The sequence below is a fragment of the Pseudomonas sp. K5002 genome (assembly GCF_013386655.1).
Taxonomy (GTDB): Bacteria; Pseudomonadota; Gammaproteobacteria; order Pseudomonadales; family Pseudomonadaceae; genus Aquipseudomonas.
On record NZ_JACARK010001560.1, the window covers coordinates 1 to 699 of the forward strand.

Annotated in this window: 1 protein-coding gene; it reads left to right on the forward strand. The window is 67.0% G+C overall.

What is annotated here, in order from left to right; genetic code table 11:
- Window positions 1–699: TolC family protein (locus HX846_RS37930; protein WP_178967549.1), on the forward strand; the 699-nt coding region annotated here is incomplete at both ends.

The window sequence follows — 699 nt, forward strand, 5'->3', positions numbered from 1 at the left end:
TTGATGCCAGCTGGGAGGCCGACCTGTTCGGCGGCACCCGGCGTGCAATCGAGGCTGCCCAGGCGGAGAACGACGCCTCGCAGGCGCAACTGGCCGATGCCCAGGTGCAACTGGCAGCCGAGGTGGTGCAGACCTATGCCGACGTGCGTGACCAGCAGGCGCGACTGGCACTGGTGGACGCCAGTGTCGAGATTGAGGAACAGGCGCTGGACCTGACCCAGCAGCGACGCAGCCGTGGCGTGGCCTCGCAGTTACAGCTGGAGCAGGTCCTGACACAGGCCGAAAACACCCGGGCCCAACGCCTGCCGCTGCAAGCCTCAATCGTCGAGGCGATTGACCAGTTGAACCTGCTCTGCGGCCTGGAACCGGGCGAGTTGGACGCGAGCCTCAACACTCCCCGCGCCCTGCCCGCTATCCCTAGCCAGGTACCCTTTGCAGACCCGGCGGCGATCCTGAAAGCACGCCCGGATATCCGGGTGGCCGAGCGCCAACTGGCTTCCAGCAACGCGCAGATCGGCGAGAAAACCGCCGACTGGTTTCCCAAGCTCAGCCTGATGGGCGACTTGTCGTTCTCGGCGGCCGATCCCGGGCACCTGGCGCGCAAGGACAGCGGCACCTGGCTGCTGTTGCCGCGGCTGACCTGGAACGCATTGGATTTCGGCCGGGTGGCGGCCAGTGTCAAAGGTGCGCAAGCCGGGC